This window comes from Paenibacillus sp. Dod16, assembly GCF_049893405.1.
In the GTDB taxonomy this organism is placed as follows: Bacteria; Bacillota; Bacilli; order Paenibacillales; family Paenibacillaceae; genus Paenibacillus_AQ.
Window position 1 is genome coordinate 1 of sequence record NZ_JBNDYG010000040.1, and the last position, 18,957, is coordinate 18,957.

An 18,957-nucleotide genomic window follows, 5' to 3' on the forward strand; every position below is an offset into this window, starting at 1 on the left:
TTCCCGATTCAATGGATACCGGAAAAGGTGAATCTTTCCCGATTCAATGGATACCGGAAAAGGTGAATCTGGCGTACAATTTCAAGATGGTCTGGATGGGAAGAGTTCCCTTCTATGATTTCTATTTTAATTCTTTTAAAATAGCGATTATTACGACCCTAATCACCCTGATTATCTCATCCATGGCAGGTTATGCACTGACGAAGATTCGATTCAAGGGACGGAATCTTGTTTTTATGGCCTTGCTCTCGTTCATGATCATTCCGGATCAGGCGACGCTCATTCCGCGGTTTCTGCTCATTCGCTGGTTTGGACTCTACAATACGCATGAGGCCATCATCTTCATGAGCATGTTCTCAATTTACTTTACGTTCCTGCTGCGTCAATTTATGAACGGGATCAGCGATGAATACTTGGAAGCGGCCAGAATTGACGGAGCGGGTCATCTGCGGACATTTGCTTCCATTATGGTTCCGCTGTGCAAGCCTGTGCTTGCTACGGTAGCGATTATTAAATTCATATGGACCTGGAACGATTACCAGAATCCGCTCATCTTCTTGCTGGACAAGGATTTATACACGATTCCGCTGGGGATGACGCTGTTCCGTGATGACTACACCAACAACTATGCCATTATGATGATGGCGTCAGTTTCGGCAATCATTCCGCTGGTCATTGTGTTCATCGCATTGCAAAAGCAGGTTATAAACGGTATTGCTTTGGGCGGGGTAAAAGGTTGATACGAAGTCAAAAGTCAAAATTCAGAAGTTCGGAAAGTCAAAAATGTAATCCTAGAACCTCAAAATTGTGCACTTGATCAGCCATGCGGGTGCCTATAATGAACATGAAAACAGCACCACAACCAATTTATCTGTGCAGGGGGAAGTAAGATGAAGAAAAAAAGTAAACACAGATTATCCGTCATTCTTAGCACGATCCTGGTGAGCACCCTGGTCTTAAGCGGCTGCGGGAAATCCGGGTCAGAAAGCGGTGCCAGCACGAACGGTGGAAGCGGTCAGACGGACAAGCAGGTTACCGTCAAGTACTACAACTGGGATAACGAAGCTCAACAGGCGGGTACGGACGCCATGCTCCAGGAATTTATGGATCAGAATCCGAATATCAAGGTCGAGCATGTGGTCCTGGTTCCCGGCGATTCCGTGGAAATGTTGAAAAAGTTGGATTTCCTGATTTCATCCGGTGAAGCGATCGATGTTATTCAATTCCCAAGCTTGGGCGGAGTTCTCGAACGGGCCTCACGTGGAGCCCTTGCTCCCCTGAACGAGTTCTATAAGCAGGAAAGTCTCGTTCCGGAAGACGAATACTTTGTTAATGCCAAGCTAGAAGACAAGTATTATGGCATGCAGTACACCAAGAGCACCAACTATGTGATGCTCAACAAGGATGCCCTGGATGAAGCGGGACTTGAGGTTCCGAAATTCGGCTGGACGTGGGATGATTACCGCGACTATTCCAAAAAGCTGACCAAGGGCGAAGGCGTTGACAAGCGTTACGGTTCTTACTTCCATACATGGGAGCTATATATGAACGCTCCTGCGCAAACCATGATGAAAGATCCGTTCGTATATGAGGACGGAACGACCATTCTGGCAGATCCGACCTACAAATACTTCTTCCAGCTCCGCAAAGATATGGAGGAGACGGACAAGTCGGCCAAACCTTACAGTGACGTGCTTGCCGCGAAGCTGAACTACCGAACTGAATTTTTTAATGAAGAAGCTGCTATGATTCTTACAGGTAACTTTACGGTAGCGGATCCAGGCAATACCGAGCAATATCCGCATGATTTCAAAACAGCTTTCGCTCCTGTACCTGTGCCTCCTGCAGGATCGGAACCTAAAGAGTATGAAGGAAAATACTTCACCAGCGGCAATATGCTGGCGCTGGGTGCCAATTCCACCAACAAGGAAGCATCCTTCAAGCTTATGAGATTCATGACAACAGCCGATTCGGATAACAGACTCGAGTTCTCTGGCTACAAGAAAGCGAATAACGAAGAATTGTTGACAAAGCTGGTTGCCGGTAAAGAGGATAAGTACGATATGGAGTCGTTGAAATATACGCTGTTTAGCGATGAAATCCAGTATCTTGATGCAGCCAAAGTCATGATGACGGATACTTCGGAATTGACCAAGATCATTAATGACGGCTTTGCGAAATTCATGCTCAGCAACGAACCAATTGATGAGGTTCAACAATGGATGGTTGATGAGGCTACAAAAGTCATCAACGAAAAAGGCGTTGTCAAGTAACGGGGCAATGCACGAGGTATGAGAATCCTGGTAGGAAACGGGTTTCGGGGGGCCCATTTAACGGGCTTCCCCAAAGCCCTTTTTTTACGACTGGTGAGAGTTGGAGGGGAAGTTATGTTCATATCAAGAAAGCTTAAGGACCAGCTTGTTGTTCCTTCGCTGGAGCAGCTAGCCTGGCAGGACATGGAGCTCGGGATGTTCTGCCATTTCGGAATCAATACGTTCTGCGACCAGGAATGGGGGGAAGGCAAGGATGCTCCGTCTTTGTTTAATCCGAACCGCCTGGATGCTAAACAGTGGGTCCGGTCCGCGAAGGAAGCCGGATTCCGTTATTTCATATTGACGGCCAAGCACCACGACGGTTTTTGCCTGTGGCCGACGGCGACAACGGACTATTCCGTAGCCTCGAGTCCGTGGAAGGAGGGTCAGGGCGATGTCGTAAAAGAGTGCGCGGATGCTTGCCGTGAAGAGGGCATCGGCTTCGGTATTTATGTATCCCCCTGGGACAGGCACGAGCCGTGTTATGCCGACCCGCAAAAGTATGATGACTTTTATTGCAGACAATTGGAGGAGCTCTTAACGGGCTATGGTCCGCTTGTGGAAATTTGGTTTGACGGCGCAGGGTCGGAAGGCCGCGAATATGACTGGCCCCGTATCATGGATCTCGTTAAAAGGTATCAGCCCGGCGCCATGGTGTTTAATATGGGCGCCCCCACGATCCGTTGGGTCGGCAATGAGGATGGCGTGGCTCCGTATCCTTGCTGGAACACGGCCGATTCTTCGCGGGGCAGCATGTTCAGCGAAGAATCGCTGAAGTGGCTGCCGGAGACGCCGGGCTGGGTGCCCGCAGAATGTGATGTCCCCATCCGAAAAGACCGTTGGTTCTGGCATCCGGATGAAGAACACTTGCTGTTGACCGTGGATCAGTTAATGGAAATCTATTATCGGTCGGTCGGACATGGGGCGACCTTGCTGCTCAACGTCGCTCCAGACCAGCGCGGGCTGCTTCCGGAAGCCGATGTAAAGCGGCTTCTGGCATTTGGCAGAGAGATCGAGCGTCGGTTTGGTCATGCCCTGGCCGAATGCTCGGGATCGGGAGAAGTCGTTGAACTAACCCTTCCCCGAACATGCGTGATCAATCATGTCGTTGTTATGGAGGACATTGCTTTCGGGGAACGGGTGAGTCAATATGTGCTGGAAGCCTTCATTGATGGAGCGTGGCTCGAGCTTACACTCGGCAGCGCGATCGGTCATAAGAAAATCGATGCGTTCGCTCCAGTGTCTCCCGACAAGGTGCGTTTACGTGTACTGAAATCGGCAGCAAGTCCGAAAATCAAAAGCATTGCGGTTTATCGCTGCGGGGAATAAATGCTGGATTTTATATAGGTGTGGAGGGGATCTGTAATGGGAATGCTCACATGGAAGAACGGGCAGTACTTGCTGGACGGGCAGCCGTACCGGATCATATCGGGAGCGATTCACTATTTCCGTGTCGTTCCTGAATATTGGAAGGACAGGCTATTAAAATTAAAGGCCTGCGGCTTTAATACCGTTGAAACATATATCGCATGGAATGTACATGAACCCAAAGAAGGGGAATTTCAATTTAGCGGTATGGCCGATATTGTATCGTTTATCGAAATAGCCGGGAAACTGGGCCTGCATGTCATTGTCAGACCGAGCCCGTTCATCTGTGCGGAATGGGAATTCGGAGGTTTGCCGGGCTGGCTGCTAGGTTATGGAGAAATCCGGCTTCGTTGCAGTGACCCGCTCTATTTAAGCAAGGTGGATCATTATTACGACGAGTTGATCCCGAGACTGGTTCCGCTGCTGTCCACACACGGAGGGCCGATTCTGGCGGTTCAGGTCGAGAATGAATACGGCAGTTACGGCAACGACCACGCTTATCTGGAATATTTGCGCGCAGGACTGGTTCGGCGCGGCGTTGATGTGCTTCTCTTTACTTCGGATGGGCCAACCGACGAAATGCTGCTGGGCGGGACGCTTGGCGATGTGCACGCAACGGTGAATTTCGGTTCCCGGGTAGAAGAATCCTTCCGCAAATACCGGGAATATCGTACGGAAGAGCCGCTGATGGTCATGGAATTCTGGAACGGCTGGTTCGATCACTGGATGGAGGACCATCATGTGCGGGATGCGGCAGATGTCGCCGGCGTACTGGATGAAATGCTTGAGAAGGGTTCCTCGATTAATATGTATATGTTTCATGGCGGAACCAACTTTGGCTTTTACAGTGGAGCGAATCACATCCAGGCATATGAACCAACAACGACAAGCTATGATTATGATGCCCCTTTGACGGAATGGGGGGATCAGACGGAGAAATATGAGGCGGTGCGGACAGTGCTAAGCAAGCATGGTTTTAAGCCGGGGTGTGTCTTCCCGGATCCCATTCCAAAGGCAGCCTACGGAAAGGTCGCGTTGTCTGAAATGGCCGATCTGTTTGCGGATGCCAATCTAGAGCATCTCTCAGAACCGATACAAAGCGTATGCACCCAGCCGATGGAAAAATTCGGACAGTCCTATGGCTTTATATTGTACAGTACATTTATTCAGGGACCGCGGCAAGGACAGCAGCTGCATATTCAGGAGGTTCGTGATCGCGCGCAGGTATTTCTTGACGGTCGGCCGGTTGGCATTATCGAACGATGGAAATCAGAGCCTCTCGATATTACCGTACCCGCAGGCGGAGCGAGGCTGGATATTCTTGTCGAGAACATGGGCCGGATCAATTACGGGCCGCTGATCCGCGATTCCAAGGGAATCACGGAAGGCGTGAGAATCGATAACCAGTTCCTGTACGACTGGACGATCCGAACCCTGCCGCTGGAGCCAGAGATGCTGTCATCGCTCTCTTATACACCGGTTACGGATGTTGGGCGGGCGGAGCAAGAAGAGCTGTCCATGCCGGAGTCGGAAAACGCGGGCTTCCCCCGATTTTACCGCGGCAGATTTCGGGTGGAGGATATCGGAGACACGTTTCTTCGCTTTGATGGCTGGACCAAAGGCGTCGCCTGGATCAATGGCTTTAATCTCGGCCGGTACTGGAACGCGGGGCCGCAGAAGGCCTTGTATATTCCCCGCCCTTTTTTGCGTAAAGGGGAGAACGAGCTGGTTCTATTTGAACTGCAAGGCGGTCCCGAATCTTGCGAAGTTGAGCTGTCAGATCAACCGGACCTTGGACAGACCGCGGCAGTGGATGAAGCTGTGCTCAATTTCGTACAGGATGGGGAAGACAAATAGTCCATAACGACACGGATCATACAGTTCATCGATACAACATGCCCGGCCAGAAAATCCCTCTGGTCGGGCTTTTCCTGCAAACAAGATAAATGATGGCATGGGTTCTGAAAAATAGCTTCCCTTTTTGTTCATTTAGGTTTTTAATGTTTATATGGGTTCGAATTAGGTTTCTTTAAGTTCGTTTTTTATTTTCATTATGTTGGGAAGCAGCTTTATCATCGGATTGGGAAAGGAGAACAAATGAACGATTATAAAGAGAGAATGAACCGGATTGTTCGGAACGTTGCGGAACAAGCATGGAGGCAGCCTCTATTACCCAGCGGATTGTGGTTTCATGGGGATGTGCGTGATAACTTCTACTATGCCTCTTATCTGTTTGCAGCTTCGCTAGACCTTGAGATTGATCCGCAGTTTAACCGGCAGGAGGGTAGACGGCTGGCGGAGGAGGTTCTGGGTCGGGTGCTGCGATTGCAGAACAAGGACGCGAAGAGTCCGATGTCCGGACACTGGCCGCTGAACCTGGGACCGAAGCCGGAAGAGGCGAGTCCACATGCGCTGCCGGTTGAATTAATGGGGAGCTTGATGGTTTTTTTCCATCGCAAGTTTGAAAGTGAGATGAGCGAGGGCCTGGCGGCTGAGTTTGAGGCTGGACTGGAACACATATACCACGGAGGATTTTTTCGCAAGCCGCTCACCGTGTGCAATCATCATGAGGCTAAATATACGGCAGCCAAGCTAATATTCGGCCATCGGTTCAATGATAAGGAACTTCTGGAGGACGGAAAACAAAGTCTTCGGGATACCCTGTGCTTGCTCCGGCGTGAAGGCATGGCAGAATACGGGTGCCTGCCGTGGTTCTGGCATTGGACACAGGCGTTCACCTGCGCGTTGGAACTAATGGAGGAACCGGAATTAAAGCGGAAGCTTCATGAACTTCTGGATGAGCTGTGGAGCCTGCGCACGCCCTATTATTTGAAAGGCGCTTGGATAGGAGCCCACTCCAGAGGATGGCCGCATGATGCACCGAGGGATGCCAATGTGCTTCACGATTATGTCCAGTTCGGTGATTTCAGCCTTCCGGAGGAGATGCCGCGCACGGAGTACGCCGGTTTTCTATTCCACGAAGCTCCGGAAGCTGATCGTCGTTTAGCCCTGGATCGAAGCGAAGCGACCGAAGTGCGCAAGGCTCTGATGAAATCAGTTGACGGCGAGATGCGGCAGCTGCACTCCTACGCTTATGTGACGGAACATTTTGCGGCTGGCGGATTGTGGGAGCGGGTTCGTGAGTTCGACAACGAGCAGCTGCGCTGGATGTTCAGCCTGCCTGTCCGCACTGGCGGCAAGGCAAATCAGCTGTATTTTTTTCACCCGGGAGAGGGATATGATCCCTCAGGAAGCGATCCCCGCCACCAGAGTGAGTGGATGGAGGTGCTGTACCACAAAAATGTGGTGCTTGCACTGTATCCGCTGCCTGAACCAGCAGGTGATGGTGGCGGTGAGGTTGTCGGCGTTCTACCGGAAGGAGAATGGCTGTATGAGGCGGAAGCTTTGTACGGCAAGGTAGATGAGGTTTATTTTGCCGTACATTTGAGCCCCGGGACGGCTTATGACATTAAGGAGCAGTCCGGATATCATCTGGCCGTCTGCCATGGCCCTCGAATAGCTCTCACCGTAGAAGCGGTAACCGTTCGGGAAGCGGAGAACAGAGGGATCGGACAACTGGCAGCGTTCGCACGGCAAATGTCCGGGCACAGGCCGGAATTCAAGACTGACGGCGGATTTGAGGTTGCGTATACAGGATGGATGACCGAGGATCGAGTGCATCTGAAGGTTATGGCTTCAGGCAGCTCAGCGAGAACGATAAACGGAGCGGAATGTACGTTTGAATCGTATTCTGTGTAGTTATCGAATAGAAAAGAGGAGTTAAGATGAAGAAATTGCAGCTGATTCAAAAAATAGCAGAAGAAGGCGTGGTCGCGGTTCTGCGCGGCGAAACACCGGAGCAGGTTGTGGAGATGGCCGAACAGGCGATTGCCGGCGGCATTAAAGTGATCGAGGTGACGATGACCGTACCGTTTGCGCTCCGGGCCATTGAAACGTTGTCGCGCAAATATTCTTGGAACGCCGAAGACCCTTCCTCCTATGCCATCATCGGGGTAGGTACAGTGCTTGATCCGGAAACTGCGCGTGCTGCGATATTGAGCGGCGCCGAGTTTGTGGTTGGGCCGTGCGTGAGCAGGGAAACCGTCGTGCTGTGCAACCGCTATCGGATTCCGGTCATGCCGGGCGTGATGACGATCAAGGAAATCCAGGAAGCACTGGAACTGGGGGCGGACATTGTCAAGCTGTTCCCTGGCAATCTGTATGATCCGTCGATGATCAAGGCGATCAAAGGCCCGCTGCCGCAGGCGAATATCATGCCGACCGGTGGTGTCTCGCTTGATAATCTTGGCGAATGGATTAAGGCGGGGGCTATAGCCGTCGGTATTGGCTCAGATCTGACAAGCGAAGCTTTGAAGCGGCAGGATTACAGCTTGATCGCCCATAAAGCAGCCGAATACAAGAAAGCGTATCTGCACGCTAAAGGGCTGACACAGTAACTATACTTTGGAACTGGTAGGAAAAATTAAATCAGATAACGCCTGTTGTTGACTCCCTGAGTCTTCAAGAGGCGTTGTTTGTTTTTTGAGCGTTCACTCGTTAAAAAGCTTGAAAGTGACGTAGCGTCATCCTGTATAGTGAAGTTATCGAGACTTTAGGAAAGCAGGTGATGAAGTTGATTCCCATTCAAGATTTATCCAAGCAGACGGGGATTACGGTAAGAACGCTGCGCTATTATGACCAGATTGGCCTGCTGATTCCTGCCGCCAAAACACCGGGCAAGCATCGTATATACAGAGATGAGGAATTAAAGAAGCTGCAGCAAATACAGTTTCTGAAAAGGCTGGGCTTCAGTTTGCAAGAAATATCGGATATGATTTCCAACCCGGAATGGAACTGGTCCACCAGCCTGATGAATCAGTTGGACTTCGTAATGAACGAACAAAAAAAGCTGAACCAGATGGAGTCGGCGCTGCGAGCCGTGCTTCACAGCATTGCGATGGAAGGTGAGACAAGCTGGGATGTCATTCAGAAATTGATTCACCTCTCTGGAAGAGACCCATCGTTAAAGCATTCGTTAAGGAAGCAGATGTTTGAGAAGCGCGAAATAGAGTTGTTAAGTCTACTCCCTAATATGAACAGCACGGATCCCGACTCTCTCGAGTGGATCGCTCTGTTGGGGCAGCTCAAAAGGCGGATGCAGGACGGTCCCGATTCACCGGATGTGCAGAGAATTGTACGACGGATGGATGAGAAACGACTTGAGGTATTTGAAGATGAAGATCCCTTCATAGATAAGTTGTGGGAGATCCGTAAATCGCCGGCGCAGTCAGAGCAGATGGGATTATATCCCATCGAGGATGCCCTTCTTCATTTCATGGAACAGGCATTCGAAATTTATGTATTACGCAAGGACAAAGAACAAGTAGAAGTGGGGGAGACATCTTGACGTTGGAACTGCTGCTCTCCATTGGAGCCTTATCACTCTTGGACATGCTGAGTCCAGCTACACTTGGCGTAACGGTGTATTTGCTCTTGACCGAACGGGACCGGTTAATCCCCCGTTTATTCATTTATTTATTCACAGTGGCGGGTTTCTACTTCCTGATAGGCGCTGCGCTTATGCTGGGTTTGGATGCTGTTCTGCAATCCGTAAGCGGCATTTTTCAAAATCGAACGGTAAGCTGGATCATGACCGTTGTCGGCGGTGTCCTGTTTGTCGCCAGTTTCTTTATCCCCACGAAAAAAACATCCGAGCCGCGCCGTCCAAGATCCAAAAGCTTCGGAGCCATGATCGGACTTGGATTCACGACGTCCCTGCTGGAGGTAGCAACAGCCCTTCCGTACTTTGCGGCTATCGGGCTGATGACTACGGCTCAGTTAACAACGGTTCAATGGATGCCCATCCTGGCTGCATATAATATCGTGATGGTGCTGCCTCCAATCCTACTGCTTGGATTACACCTCGTATTCGGCCGCGTGATGCAGCGTCCGCTGGAGAAGCTGCGCCTGAAAATCTCGCAGAGCTCCGGATCGATTCTGTCATGGGTATTGTGTATTGCCGGGCTGATTCTGGTGCTGAACAGCATAGATAACTTGTAACGATATCCGATTATGAATTAAGAGTCTGCTTCCAATGATTTATGAACAGCTTCACTGGCATGTATGGAGGTTGTATCAAAGAGTGGAACATTGGAATCCTCGGGTTTTACTAATAATCCGATCTCCGTACATCCCAGAATAATTCCTTCGGCACCATCTTGAATCAGCCGTTCAATAACTTTTTTATAGTGGGTTTTTGAATCCGATTGGATGTTACCGAGACATAATTCCTCGTATATCACTTTATTTACGATCTCACGATCTTGTTCATTGGGGATGAGCACTTGAATACCATTAGATTCTATTCGTTGCTTATAAAAATTCTGCTCCATGGTATATTTGGTTCCAAGCAAGCCTACTGTACGAATCCCATGTTCATGGATTTGATTAGCTGTAGCATCGGCAATGTGCAGCACAGGGATTCTTATTCTTTCTTCTATATAATCTAGTACCATGTGCATCGTGTTGGAGCATATCACAATAAAATCGGCGCCGCCCTTTTCTAATGAAAGTGCAACTTCACCTAATGTTTCACCGGCTTTTTTCCAATTCCCCTCGGATTGATAGCGTTCAATCTCTTCGAAGTTCACGCTGTACATAAGGCATTTGGCCGAGTGGAGGCCACCCAATTGGCTTCTCACCTGCTCATTTATCATTCTGTAGTATTCAATGGAGGATTCCCAGCTCATTCCCCCGATTAGTCCAATTGTCTTCATAGATAAGCTCCTTTACAGTCCGAAGTAAACTTATTATAGGGTGTTTCAATATGCATAACAAATGTTATCTCTTTATCCGTTACAGGGTGTTCATAACCGAGGTAATGCACTGAAGAGATCGAATTTGTTCTCTTAAGGGAATGATATCGGGCACCTTTGAGCCTGCTATGTATTCATAGTATTCTCGTTATGATATATTAATCGCAGGGTTCATCGACTGACCGATACCTAATTGTAGCGGTTTGTTACAGATGTGCTTGTCCTTGCATTTCAGCTCGAGACATTGAGGGGGTTATCCATGAGCACACGGATTTTAGAACGGTTAAGAGAAGAGACGGCAGCACAGCATGAACGAATCGAACAGAATCCATACGCCAAAGCTGCCTTCGATCAGACCTTGACCATGGATCAATATCGGTCTTATTTAGCGAAATTTTACGGATTTATTAAACCGGCCGAAGAGCAGCTGATGGCAGAGGGTGCCGTGAACCATCTTGGTTTGGATCTGGAAATCCGAACGAAATCGAACCTATTGGAAGAAGATCTTATTCATCTGGGAATGAATCCTGATGAGATTGCACAATTGCCACTGTGCAGCCGATTGCCAGAGCTGAGCAGCCAAGCACGAATATTTGGATATCTGTATGTTATTGAGGGATCCACACTTGGTGGCCAAGTCATTACGAAACAATTGATGAAGTTCTTGCCGCTGAGTCCGGAGTCGGGTCTACGTTATTTCTATGCATATGGTCAAGAGACCAAGCCAAGATGGACCGAATTCCGGGAAGCGCTGCTCAATGCAGCGGAGGATCCGGATGAGATTATAGATTCGGCTAAAGAAACTTTTCGTTTGCTGGATGCTTGGATCAGAGAATAGGCATATCGGGGACGGACTCTATCCATAGAGACACCTTTATGAAAAACCGCATTTTGCGGTTTTTTTGCGTTGAAGCGAAACATGCGTTTCACGCATACCAATCTAGCTATAGCCATAGGCTATAACTAGATATAGCTTATATGAGTTACACTATACCGATCAATACATGATATCTTTCTTGTAACAATTTGTATAGGAGTGTTACATAGATGGCAAAAAGCAGTGTACTGGGATATCCGCGTATTGGCGCTGATCGGGAATGGAAAAAAGCTCTGGAAGCATTCTGGGCAGGCAAGCTGGAAGAATCGGAGTTTCACAGGCAGCTGCAGGAGATTCGGTTGAATCATTTACGGAAGCAGCAGGAGAGCGGGATCGATCTTATTGCGGTTAATGATTTTAGCTATTACGATCATGTTCTGGATACGGCGACGATGTTTGGCATCGTACCGAAACGCTTCTCTTATGAGGGCGGCGTTGTGCCATTGTCTGTATATTATGGTATTGCACGCGGAACGAAGGATGCTACGGCAAGTGAAATGACCAAGTGGTTTAATACCAATTATCACTATATCGTGCCTGAATTGGATGGGGCTGCTCCGGTACTGACGGAAAACAGACCCCTTGCAGCCTATCGGGAGGCTAAGGAGAAGCTCGGAATAGAAGGCAAGCCGGTTATTGTCGGTCCGCTAACCTTCCTGAAGTTGTCCAAAGGGTATCAGTCGTCGGAGACGGATGCTTGGCTGGAAAAATTGTTACCGCTCTATGTACAAATTCTTCAGGAGCTTGCCCAAGAAGGCGTTCAATGGGTACAGATCGATGAGCCGATACTCGTTACAAAATTAAGCGATGCCGATCTTAAGCGGTTAACCAGCATTTATGAAACGTTTGCGGCTTCGGCACCGGGATTGAACATCATGCTGCAAACCTATTTTGAATCCGTTGAAAACTATCAGGATATTATCCAGCTTCCGGTTAGCGGCATCGGTCTTGACCTGGTGCACGGATACCAAGGCAATGTGCAAGCCATTAAACAGTCAGGGTTTCCTGCGAATAAGGTGTTGGGCGCCGGCATAATCGACGGACGGGGTATTTGGAAGGCGTCTCTTCGCGAGAAGCTGTCACAATTGGAAGAGCTGACGAAATACGTAGCCCCTGAACGCCTGATCGTTCAATCTTCGTGCAGCTTGCTGCATGTTCCGGTGACGGTGAGCAGCGAAACGAAATTGCAGCCAGAATTGAAAGGGGCGCTCGCCTTTGCAGACGAGAAGCTGAATGAACTGGTTCTTTTGACAAAAGCAATCTCCACAGGAGCAGCCCGAATCTCCAAGGAACTGGAAGCATGCGATGCTGCGCTTCAGGCGCTGAAACAATCCGGAGAGCGGAATCGCCATGACATTCAGCAGGCAGTTGCTGAGATTAGTTCACAGAATCCGGTTCGCAGTCTGCCGTTTGCGGAGCGTCATGTCGCTCAACAGAACAAATGGCAGCTGCCGATTTTTCCGACCACGACAATCGGCAGCTTCCCGCAATCAGCCGAGGTGCGCAAGGCACGTCAGGCGTGGCGTAAGGGAGAGTGGAGCCATGAGCAGTATGAGCGCTTCATTCAAGAGCAAATCGATGTTTGGATCAAGCTGCAGGAAGAGATTGGCCTTGATGTGCTTGTGCATGGAGAGTTCGAAAGAACGGATATGGTTGAATTTTTCGGAGAGAAGCTTGGAGGTTTTGCCTTCACTCAGTTTGGATGGGTTCAGTCCTACGGCTCACGCTGCGTAAAACCGCCTGTGATCTTCGGGGATGTGGCATTCGAGAAACCGATGACGGTGGAGGAAACGAAATATGCACAATCGAAGACGGACCGGCCCGTGAAAGGAATGCTAACCGGCCCGATTACGATTATGAACTGGTCGTTCGTCCGCGAAGATATCTCGCGGGAACAGATCGCCTATCAACTGGCTTATGCCCTAAGACAGGAAGTAGAGGCGCTGGAGCAGGCGGGCATAGGAATGATTCAGGTGGATGAGCCAGCGGTGCGCGAAGGGTTGCCGCTTAAGGAGGAAGATCAAGCGGAGTATCTCGCTTGGGCTGTTAAAGCCTTCCGCATGACCACATGCACGGTTCAGCCGACTACGCAAATTCATACGCATATGTGTTATTGCGAGTTCCAWGACATGATCGATTCGATCGAGGCGATGGATGCCGATGTCATCTCGATTGAAACTTCGCGCAGTCATGGCGAGCTGATTCATAGCTTCGAGGTCAATACGTACAGATTAGGGATCGGACTAGGCGTGTATGATATCCACAGTCCGCGTGTACCTCGAGTGGAAGAGATGACAAGCATGATCGAGCGTGCACTGCGGGTCCTGGATCCAAAGCTGTTCTGGATCAATCCGGACTGCGGCCTCAAAACACGCGGTAAGGAAGAAACGGTCGCATCCCTTCGTAACATGGTTCAAGCCACGGAGATTGCTCGCTCGTCCTATTCGTTGAACGTGTAACCGTCAATCTGGCCAGGGTAGGCTGGTTAATGAATCGTAAAGTTAAGATAGAAGCAAGCTGTATTGGCAGCCTGCTTCTTTTTTTTACTAATCTAGCCGATCGATATCTATCATAAAGCGTAAAGGTAAGGTATAGAATGTCGTGCAAAACCTCGTTTTTTGTTATGATTATTATCTAAACTTTGAATAGAAGAGGAACAAGACATGCAGTTGAACGAACACAACTTGATCAAAATGCAAAACATCATCAAGGAGCACCAATTTGAACATGCAGCTGACTATTTAATCGAACATACCCAGCAAGGCATACGGTTATCCAAAAAGGGAGCTGAGGACTATGCCAGGCCGTGCCATTCACGGATTGGCGGAGATCCGGATCTTCCCGAAGAAACTGAGTGGCCGCTGACTTCGGATGGAACACCGATGACGTTTTTGGCACAGCTGCAGTTGAGGGATGTGGCAGCTCATGATGCCACCGTTTCGCTTCCACTGGGCGGAATGCTGTATTTCTTCATTGGCGTTGATGAGCCTGCCTATAATATTGAACATCGGGTTCTGTATCTGACAGAGGATCAGACGGCGGCTGCGGTTCGACGCCGGGCTCCTGAGGAAACCACGTTAGAGGAAGAGTTCACCGGCTACCGTATTGAAGCCAGAGCGACGCTTGAGCCTCCTAATTACGCATATGTGGATGACGAAATCGTCGAGGATGAGGAGCACGATTTTGAATCTTATGAGGACCTGTGTCATCAATTGACTGGCCTGGAATCTGACGACATTGCAACGATCTTTGGCTATCCTTCAACCCAGCACGGAGATTGTGAGCATGAGGCCGCTTTAATGCTGCTAACCGGATCCGAGTACAATTACTCCATGGAGGCGGCTATGCAGCAGATCACCGATCATTGCGGCGGCAACGCGGAGCGAGCCCAGCAGGAAATTCGGGATACACTGCTGCTGCTGGCGATCGATTCGGACGACGATGTAGGATTTTGCTGGTGGGATGCGGGTGAACTGCAATTTTACATACGAAAAGAGGACTTGATGGCCGGAAATTTCGAGCGGACGTATTGTTCGCTGTATTCAAGCTGAATATTGGGATCATTATGTACTTGGAGGAGGAATGAACCATGAAGGAGAAGGTCATTAACGCATATGATAAGCTGGCCGGAGACTACGAGCGGCATGTGGATTCGCAGAGCGGACATAATGCGTATTACGAAAGGCCGGCCATGATCCATTTGTTACCGGCAAACATGGAGCAAATGACCGTCCTCGATGCTGGTTGTGCCGCGGGGTGGTATACGGAGCAATTTCTTAAACGAGGGGCCCGGGTCACAGCGGTTGATCTGAGTCCGGCGATGGTAGAAGCCTGTAAGAGGCGAGTCGGCAATGAAGCGACGGTATTCGCATGCGACATAACCGAGGATCTGCCCTTTGAAGATGAGGCTATTGATCTTATCGTAAGTTCATTGACGCTTCACTACATCGAGGATTGGGCGCCGACCTTTCGCGAATTTCAGCGCGTGCTGAAACCTGGCGGCAGTTTGATTTACTCCGTTCATCATCCCTTTATGGATGTTAAACATTTTGATCGCCAAGATTACTTTGCTCGTGAGTTATTGACGGAGGTTTGGAACAAACCGGAGTCCGGACCCGTCGAAGTCTCCTTTTATAGAAGACCGATTCAGGAAATCATCAACGTAACTTCCTCACGGTTTCGAATCGATCAGCTCATCGAGCCGCAGCCCAGTTTAGCGGATAAAGACAATCCGGAAGCTAAGGAATGGATGGCCAAATGGTATGTTCGCCTGATGATGAACCCTCATTTTCTGATTGTGAAAGCCCAGAAATCATAACTTCGTTCGAATACATACATATTCATAGGGAGAACCGCGTCCATCACGGTTCTTTTTGTGCTCGAAGTACGTGACGGGAGCGGATATGATTTTCCTCCAGCCCATACAAGATTTAAAGGATATCGATGGGGGAGGATGATCGCCATCCGACTGTCTGCACATGAAAGATGGTACAGCCTATGTGTATCATAGCGATTGGTTGTATAATAGAAGCAATGCAATGCATTACATCACATCCAAGGGGAGAAAATCAAATGCAATGGAATGAAATTACGACAATAGAAGAATGGGAAACGATTCTGAAAAGATCTTCCGAGCGCGGCCAAGTTATTTTGAAGCACAGCACGACTTGTCCGGTTAGCTCCAATGCTCTTTCGGAGTTTGAATCTTACTTGAAAAAGGCGCCAAACGGCGATGTGGATTACACGCTGGTTAAAGTCATTGAGTCCCGGCCGGTTTCCAATAAAATTGCCGAGGATTTGAACGTAAAGCATGAATCGCCGCAAATTATCTACGTGAAGGACCAAGCGAAATATTGGACGGCCTCACACTGGTCGGTTACGTCTGCGCATATCACCGCGGTTCTGGACTGAACATAATCCTTTGTCGCGCCTGAAAGATGGTGTAAAAGATGAAAGAACTGGAAGAACTAAGATCGATAGAGGCCATCGAGCGGTTTATTCAAGATCACACCTTCAGTTTTGTATATGTATCCAGACAAGATTGCAGCGTATGCCACGCGATCTTACCCAAACTTAGAGAGTTGTTGGAGCAGTTCCCTCGCATCTCATTGGGACATATCCAAGGCGAAGCCGTCGGTGAAATCGCCTCGAGATATTTGATATTTACCGCACCGGCACTCCTCTTATTCGTAGAGGGAAAAGAGCATCTGAGAGAGGATCGTTTTGTACAGTTTGGCGCGTTAGAAAAGAAATTAAAAAACTTGATGGAGCTCTTTAGCTAGATGTCAGCGAAAAAGCAATGAATCAAAAGGCGATATTCCTTAGTCACAAGACTTAAGGAATGTCGTCTTTTTGCGTTTTAAAACAAGCTGAGAAGCGGAACTTTAAGGCAATAGCCGTGATAAAAAATTCAAATATTTGTCGAAAATCAGGACTAATTTGCATTCAAATATTACTAAAGTATTAAAAATTAAAGGGGAAATGCCGATTTATTAGTAGTACAAAAGATGTAAAGTTTATGGAATCATAACGTGAATATGGATCTATTGAACTGGAATTTCGCATAACAAGAGCTTTATGTGGAATGAACCTATGTCAGAAGAATGATGGAGGGGGAAAGCGGTTCATTCAAGATGAACATTTTTGAAAAATGTAATGTATTCATGAAAATTCCGGAAATATTCAATGTTTCCAGGAAAGTAGGTGATGCGACAGGTTCGCGAAAGAATTCCCTATTTTAAATGGAAGATACATAAGAGATATCAAAGGAGAGACACCAAGTGAGTGAGCCAAAATCGTTATCAAAAGGAATGCGTTTTAAAAATCTGAGCATTGTTACAAAAAACATGATGTGGACGAGCCTCTATATCATTATTACCGGGGCCATCGTGATTGGTGCAAGTTTTTATATCCAGGACAACGTGCTGACGAAGCAGCTGCAATCCGATTCGGCAAAAATTATGGATACCTTGGTTAAGTCCGTATCTGTGGAAGATGCTCAAGCGGTGAAAGGCACCACCGATCGCAATGCGGATATCCAAAAAAAACTTACCAAGACGTTTGATGATCTATCCTTAACGCATCCCAATATTGCGCAGGGCTATATTTTTGGACCGGAGCTCGAGGGTGGCAACCAGACCTCGATTATTGCTATGCCAACGGCAGTGCTCGATATGTTTGCCGAAGAAGACTTGAATCTGGGCGACCTTTACGAACAACCGAAGATCCATGCCGATGCCGTGAGAGAGATGCTGAAAACGAAAAAAACCGTCTCCACCAAAGGTTATACAGATAATTATGGTACATGGATCACCGTGCTGCATCCTTTTCAGGATGCCAGCGGGGAGATTTTTGCTTACATGGGGATCGACGTGGATGCAAGCTTAATCGCTTCCGGGAAACAGGAATTGATCACCAATACGGTTTTTGCGCTGCTGATTACCTTGCTGATCGTATTAGCATTGCAATACTTCACGATCAGACGGACATTCGCACCAATTCAAGCATTAATGGGGGCGCTGGACAAGCTGAGCAAAGGTGACTTCACCGTCCAATTAAAAGCTGGCGAAGATGAGCTGGGCCAGGTCAATGCCAAGTTCAATACAACCGTCAATCATATTAATGAACTTGTCACAACGATCAAAACGGTATCGGAGCAGTCTGCAGAGCAGTCTAAATTCCTCTTCTCGGCTGTGGAAGTCAATAATAACAAATCTTCAGCTATTACTAGAAATATGGAGGAAATGTCGGAACGAGTCGCTCTGCAGAGCACTTCCATTACCGAAAGCGTGGTTTCGCTTGAGGAAATCTCATCCGGCGTATCAACGATTGCCGGCAATACATCGGATCTTTCCGAGATATCCGTACAGATGAAGGAGCAATCGGAACGTGGTAACCACAATGTGGAGCAGGTTATCGAGCAGATGAATTCCATCGATCATTCAGTCAAAAACTCGGTGCATATCATCGAGAAGCTGCAGAACCGTTCACATGAGATTGGTCAGATCGTGCAGGTTATTACCGAAATTGCCTCCCAGACGAATCTGTTATCACTCAATGCCGGAATCGAGGCGGCAAGAGCCGGCGAAGAGGGCCGCGGGTTTGCTGTCGTCGCCAGTGAAGTGAAGAAACTTTCGGAGGAATCCAGAAAATCGGCGGACCAAATCATTGAATTGGTTCGATACATTCAGGATGAAACGGCATCTGCGGTAGAAGCCATCAGCGAAGGTGAACACAACGTCGCTAAGGGAATTGAGGTTGTCAAAGAAACGGGTGAGCTGTTTAAAGGCATGCTGGTGGCAACCGATACGGTGACGAGTCAAATTCAAGAGGTGTCTGCAGCTACGCAGCAAATGGTTGCCGAGACCGAACAGATTACCGCAGCGATTAAACAATTGGCAGAGCTTGCAGAGAGAAACTCGTCCGTATCGGGTGAGATCCGGATCAGTGCCCAGGAACAGCAGGCTTCCTTCACCAAAATTTTTGAATCTGCAGAACAGATCAACCAGGTTTCGGCTGAGCTGGAGGCGCTTGTAAATAAATTGCGTGTGTAGTGTGTAGTACTGCGAGAACAAAAACAGTAGAG

At 48.6% G+C, this 18,957-nt stretch carries 16 protein-coding genes; 15 read left to right on the forward strand and 1 reads right to left on the reverse strand.

Annotated elements, in window-relative coordinates; translation table 11 throughout:
- The 8 genes from ACPV3A_RS26600 to ACPV3A_RS26635 all read left to right on the forward strand — a co-directional run.
- Positions 1 to 740 (forward strand): carbohydrate ABC transporter permease (locus ACPV3A_RS26600; protein WP_426202301.1); only part of this gene is annotated, 740 nt, incomplete at its 5' end.
- Positions 741 to 890: 150 nt separating this feature from the next.
- Positions 891 to 2,273: an ABC transporter substrate-binding protein gene (locus ACPV3A_RS26605; RefSeq protein WP_426202303.1), complete on the forward strand. Its 1,383-nt coding sequence runs from the start codon at positions 891 to 893 to the stop codon at positions 2,271 to 2,273.
- A 114-nt stretch (positions 2,274 to 2,387) separates the two neighbouring features.
- Positions 2,388 to 3,641: an alpha-L-fucosidase gene (locus ACPV3A_RS26610; RefSeq protein WP_426202305.1), complete on the forward strand. Its 1,254-nt coding sequence runs from the start codon at positions 2,388 to 2,390 to the stop codon at positions 3,639 to 3,641.
- A 36-nt stretch (positions 3,642 to 3,677) separates the two neighbouring features.
- The gene (locus tag ACPV3A_RS26615) at positions 3,678 to 5,537 is read left to right on the forward strand and encodes a glycoside hydrolase family 35 protein (RefSeq protein WP_426202307.1); all 1,860 of its coding nucleotides are present in this window, start codon (positions 3,678 to 3,680) and stop codon (positions 5,535 to 5,537) included.
- A 240-nt stretch (positions 5,538 to 5,777) separates the two neighbouring features.
- Positions 5,778 to 7,439, forward strand: coding sequence for a hypothetical protein (locus ACPV3A_RS26620; RefSeq protein WP_426202309.1), 1,662 nt, complete (start codon positions 5,778 to 5,780; stop codon positions 7,437 to 7,439).
- Positions 7,440 to 7,465: 26 nt separating this feature from the next.
- Positions 7,466 to 8,137 (forward strand): bifunctional 2-keto-4-hydroxyglutarate aldolase/2-keto-3-deoxy-6-phosphogluconate aldolase, encoded by a 672-nt coding sequence (locus tag ACPV3A_RS26625; RefSeq protein ID WP_426202311.1) that lies wholly within the window; start codon positions 7,466 to 7,468, stop codon positions 8,135 to 8,137.
- Between the two features lie 176 nt (positions 8,138 to 8,313).
- Positions 8,314 to 9,087 carry a MerR family transcriptional regulator gene (locus tag ACPV3A_RS26630; RefSeq protein ID WP_426202484.1) on the forward strand — a complete coding sequence of 258 codons (774 nt, stop codon included), beginning with the start codon at positions 8,314 to 8,316 and terminating at the stop codon, positions 9,085 to 9,087.
- Positions 9,084 to 9,740 (forward strand): GAP family protein, encoded by a 657-nt coding sequence (locus ACPV3A_RS26635; RefSeq protein WP_426202313.1) that lies wholly within the window; start codon positions 9,084 to 9,086, stop codon positions 9,738 to 9,740. The genes ACPV3A_RS26630 and ACPV3A_RS26635 overlap by 4 nt, the downstream gene beginning before the upstream one ends.
- Before the next feature lie 17 nt (positions 9,741 to 9,757).
- Here the strand turns inward: ACPV3A_RS26635 and ACPV3A_RS26640 are convergent, their stop codons facing one another.
- Positions 9,758 to 10,456 carry an aspartate/glutamate racemase family protein gene (locus tag ACPV3A_RS26640; protein ID WP_426202315.1) on the reverse strand — a complete coding sequence of 233 codons (699 nt, stop codon included), beginning with the start codon at positions 10,454 to 10,456 and terminating at the stop codon, positions 9,758 to 9,760.
- Positions 10,457 to 10,754: 298 nt separating this feature from the next.
- Here ACPV3A_RS26640 and ACPV3A_RS26645 point away from each other — a divergent pair, with 298 nt between their 5' ends.
- From ACPV3A_RS26645 to ACPV3A_RS26675, 7 genes are all read left to right on the forward strand, one after another.
- A complete protein-coding gene (locus ACPV3A_RS26645; protein ID WP_426202317.1) occupies positions 10,755 to 11,333 on the forward strand; it encodes a biliverdin-producing heme oxygenase in 579 nt (192 codons plus the stop codon).
- 209 nt (positions 11,334 to 11,542) lie between these two features.
- Positions 11,543 to 13,831, forward strand: a complete 2,289-nt coding sequence (metE, locus tag ACPV3A_RS26650) for a 5-methyltetrahydropteroyltriglutamate--homocysteine S-methyltransferase (protein ID WP_426202319.1) — start codon at positions 11,543 to 11,545, stop codon at positions 13,829 to 13,831.
- 204 nt (positions 13,832 to 14,035) lie between these two features.
- A complete protein-coding gene (locus ACPV3A_RS26655; protein WP_426202321.1) occupies positions 14,036 to 14,923 on the forward strand; it encodes a YwqG family protein in 888 nt (295 codons plus the stop codon).
- A gap of 38 nt (positions 14,924 to 14,961) precedes the next feature.
- Positions 14,962 to 15,690: a class I SAM-dependent methyltransferase gene (locus tag ACPV3A_RS26660; RefSeq protein ID WP_426202323.1), complete on the forward strand. Its 729-nt coding sequence runs from the start codon at positions 14,962 to 14,964 to the stop codon at positions 15,688 to 15,690.
- Between the two features lie 254 nt (positions 15,691 to 15,944).
- A complete protein-coding gene (ytxJ, locus tag ACPV3A_RS26665) occupies positions 15,945 to 16,283 on the forward strand; it encodes a bacillithiol system redox-active protein YtxJ (RefSeq protein WP_426202325.1) in 339 nt (112 codons plus the stop codon).
- A 38-nt stretch (positions 16,284 to 16,321) separates the two neighbouring features.
- Positions 16,322 to 16,654, forward strand: a complete 333-nt coding sequence (locus ACPV3A_RS26670) for a thioredoxin family protein (protein ID WP_426202328.1) — start codon at positions 16,322 to 16,324, stop codon at positions 16,652 to 16,654.
- Positions 16,655 to 17,152: 498 nt separating this feature from the next.
- Positions 17,153 to 18,925: a methyl-accepting chemotaxis protein gene (locus tag ACPV3A_RS26675; protein ID WP_426202330.1), complete on the forward strand. Its 1,773-nt coding sequence runs from the start codon at positions 17,153 to 17,155 to the stop codon at positions 18,923 to 18,925.
- Positions 18,926 to 18,957 lie beyond the last annotated feature (32 nt).

Bases quoted from the DNA above. Each gene is read 5' to 3' on its own strand.
- ACPV3A_RS26655 (WP_426202321.1), top strand. From the start codon at position 14,036: ATGCAGTTGAACGAACACAACTTGATCAAAATGCAAAACATCATCAAG.
- ACPV3A_RS26670 (WP_426202328.1), top strand. From the start codon at position 16,322: ATGAAAGAACTGGAAGAACTAAGATCGATAGAGGCCATCGAGCGGTTT.
- ACPV3A_RS26645 (WP_426202317.1), top strand. From the start codon at position 10,755: ATGAGCACACGGATTTTAGAACGGTTAAGAGAAGAGACGGCAGCACAG.
- ACPV3A_RS26640 (WP_426202315.1), bottom strand. From the start codon at position 10,456: ATGAAGACAATTGGACTAATCGGGGGAATGAGCTGGGAATCCTCCATT.
- ACPV3A_RS26605 (WP_426202303.1), top strand. From the start codon at position 891: ATGAAGAAAAAAAGTAAACACAGATTATCCGTCATTCTTAGCACGATC.
- ACPV3A_RS26660 (WP_426202323.1), top strand. From the start codon at position 14,962: ATGAAGGAGAAGGTCATTAACGCATATGATAAGCTGGCCGGAGACTAC.
- ACPV3A_RS26620 (WP_426202309.1), top strand. From the start codon at position 5,778: ATGAACGATTATAAAGAGAGAATGAACCGGATTGTTCGGAACGTTGCG.
- ytxJ (WP_426202325.1), top strand. From the start codon at position 15,945: ATGCAATGGAATGAAATTACGACAATAGAAGAATGGGAAACGATTCTG.
- ACPV3A_RS26625 (WP_426202311.1), top strand. From the start codon at position 7,466: ATGAAGAAATTGCAGCTGATTCAAAAAATAGCAGAAGAAGGCGTGGTC.
- ACPV3A_RS26610 (WP_426202305.1), top strand. From the start codon at position 2,388: ATGTTCATATCAAGAAAGCTTAAGGACCAGCTTGTTGTTCCTTCGCTG.
- ACPV3A_RS26615 (WP_426202307.1), top strand. From the start codon at position 3,678: ATGGGAATGCTCACATGGAAGAACGGGCAGTACTTGCTGGACGGGCAG.